General features: G+C 43.3%; 3 protein-coding genes. 1 reads left to right on the top strand and 2 read right to left on the bottom strand.

Translation table 11 applies throughout. The features are described 5' to 3' along the window. Window positions 1-149: 149 nt before the first annotated feature. A complete protein-coding gene (locus tag ACXM1Q_RS09130; protein ID WP_458517787.1) occupies window positions 150-596 on the bottom strand; it encodes a DUF1694 domain-containing protein in 447 nt (148 codons plus the stop codon). A gap of 146 nt (window positions 597-742) precedes the next feature. Here ACXM1Q_RS09130 and eno point away from each other — a divergent pair, with 146 nt between their 5' ends. Then, entirely contained in the window at window positions 743-2,047 is a 1,305-nt protein-coding gene (gene eno, locus ACXM1Q_RS09125) for a surface-displayed alpha-enolase (RefSeq protein ID WP_135038330.1), read from the top strand. Here the strand turns inward: eno and ACXM1Q_RS09120 are convergent. Then, window positions 2,024-2,217, bottom strand: a 194-nt coding sequence (locus tag ACXM1Q_RS09120) for a hypothetical protein (protein WP_458517786.1), incomplete at its 5' end; no start/stop codon positions are given. The two genes, eno and ACXM1Q_RS09120, sit on opposite strands and share 24 nt — an antisense overlap.

Genomic DNA, 2,217 nt, shown 5'->3' with positions numbered 1-2,217 from the left:
GGACTGGTCAGCTGTCTCGATTACTACCTAAAACGACATGCGTTAAAAGTTAACTGAACCGCCGTGTGCCGAACGGCACGCACGGTGGTGTGAGAGGGACTATGCATTAGTCCCTACTCGATTTTTGCAGATTTTTTGCTAGCCTCTTTTTAGTTTTTGAAGAGTCTGTGGAAAAATCCTTTTTTAGTGTTGACCGGGGCTTCCTCCTTTTGCTCAGGAAGGTAGGCCTGAATGCTCGTATTTTCTAGTTCAAGGGCATGGTCTGTATGGACAATGAGTCCAAAGGGAGAACTACTGCACTCATCTGATACGATAGTCGTTGGAATGTTAAGGTCTTTCCCCATTTTGAGATAGGCCAATTGTAGGTCGTTGGGGAGGACAGGTGAAATTTTGAGATAGATAGGGCTATAGTCGACTTTTAAGGAGGATAGGATTTTGGGGAGAGCCTGTTTGACAGCTGGCTCCTTGGCCTCAGCTACCGGAATGTCACAGATAACGCGTTCCTGAAAAGTTTCTAAGTATTTTCGTTGTTGATCTGGATCTAGCCGGTTTGCACCAGCAGCTTTTTCCATCAGTGTTTTTTCTAGATTTGCCATGCTCCCAGTATAGCACTTTTTAATAGGGTTGGTGAAAGAAAAATCTTGCAATTTATTTCACAGGTATCCAATTTTCCCTTGAAAAACCACTTTTTTTGCGTTATGATAGAAAGGTAATAAAAATTAACTCATAAGGAGAGTAAGAAATGTCAATTATTACTGATGTTTACGCTCGCGAAGTCCTTGACTCACGCGGTAACCCAACACTTGAAGTAGAAGTTTATACAGAATCAGGCGCATTTGGTCGCGGTATGGTTCCTTCAGGAGCTTCTACTGGTGAGCACGAAGCAGTAGAACTTCGTGATGGAGATAAATCTCGTTACCTAGGTCTTGGTACACAGAAAGCTGTTGACAACGTTAACAACATCATTGCAGAAGCATTGATTGGTTACGATGTTCGTGATCAACAAGCTATCGACCGTGCTATGATCGCGCTTGATGGAACTCCAAACAAAGGTAAATTGGGTGCGAACGCAATCCTTGGTGTTTCTATCGCTGTAGCTCGTGCTGCTGCTGATTTCCTTGATGTACCACTTTACAACTACCTTGGTGGTTTCAACGCTAAAGTGCTTCCAACTCCAATGATGAACATCATCAATGGTGGATCTCACTCAGATGCTCCAATCGCATTCCAAGAGTTCATGATCTTGCCAGTTGGTGCACCTACATTCAAAGAAGCTCTTCGTTACGGTGCTGAAATCTTCCACGCACTTAAGAAAATCCTTAAAGGTCGTGGTCTTGAAACAGCTGTTGGTGATGAAGGTGGATTCGCTCCTAAATTTGAAGGAACTGAAGATGCTGTAGAAACAATCCTTTCAGCTATCGAAGCAGCTGGTTATGTACCAGGTAAAGATGTCTTCATCGGATTTGACTGTGCATCATCTGAGTTCTACGATAAAGAGCGCAAAGTTTACGACTACACTAAATTCGAAGGTGAAGGAGCTGCTGTTCGTACAGCTGCTGAGCAAGTAGATTACCTTGCTGAATTGGTTGAAAAATACCCAATCATCACAATCGAAGATGGTATGGACGAAAACGACTGGGATGGTTGGAAAGTTCTTACTGAGCGTCTTGGCGATAAAGTTCAATTGGTTGGTGATGACTTCTTCGTAACTAACACTTCTTACCTTGAAAAAGGTATCGCTGAAGGAGCTGCTAACTCAATCCTTATCAAAGTTAACCAAATCGGTACTTTGACAGAAACATTTGAAGCGATTGAAATGGCTAAAGAAGCTGGTTACACTGCGGTTGTATCACACCGTTCAGGTGAAACTGAAGATTCAACAATCTCAGATATCGCTGTTGCAACAAACGCTGGACAAATCAAGACAGGTTCATTGTCACGTACAGACCGTATCGCTAAATACAACCAATTGCTTCGCATCGAAGATCAACTTGGTGAAGTTGCAGAATACAAAGGTTTGAAATCATTCTACAACTTGAAAAAATAATGGTTGATTGATCAACGTTTTAAAGCCCTTGCTTGTTGGAGCAGGGCTTTTTTCTAGTACGACGGGCATGTCGTACATCTGAGGTGTAAGTCCTCTGTGGGCACCTGCTACCGGTGAACCCAATAGCGACTCCCAAGCCTGACTATCGTGAGGTAGCGGGGAGAGGAAGG

The sequence above is a fragment of the Streptococcus sp. 10F2 genome, assembly GCF_054331515.2.
Note: the sequence above shows the minus strand (reverse complement) of the source record. Positions and strands in the feature narration are given on the sequence as shown.

What these genes read in the sequence shown, in the direction of transcription:
- ACXM1Q_RS09130 (WP_458517787.1), bottom strand. Translation starts at nt 596, where the DNA reads ATGGCAAATCTAGAAAAAACACTGATGGAAAAAGCTGCTGGTGCAAAC.
- eno (WP_135038330.1), top strand. Translation starts at nt 743, where the DNA reads ATGTCAATTATTACTGATGTTTACGCTCGCGAAGTCCTTGACTCACGC.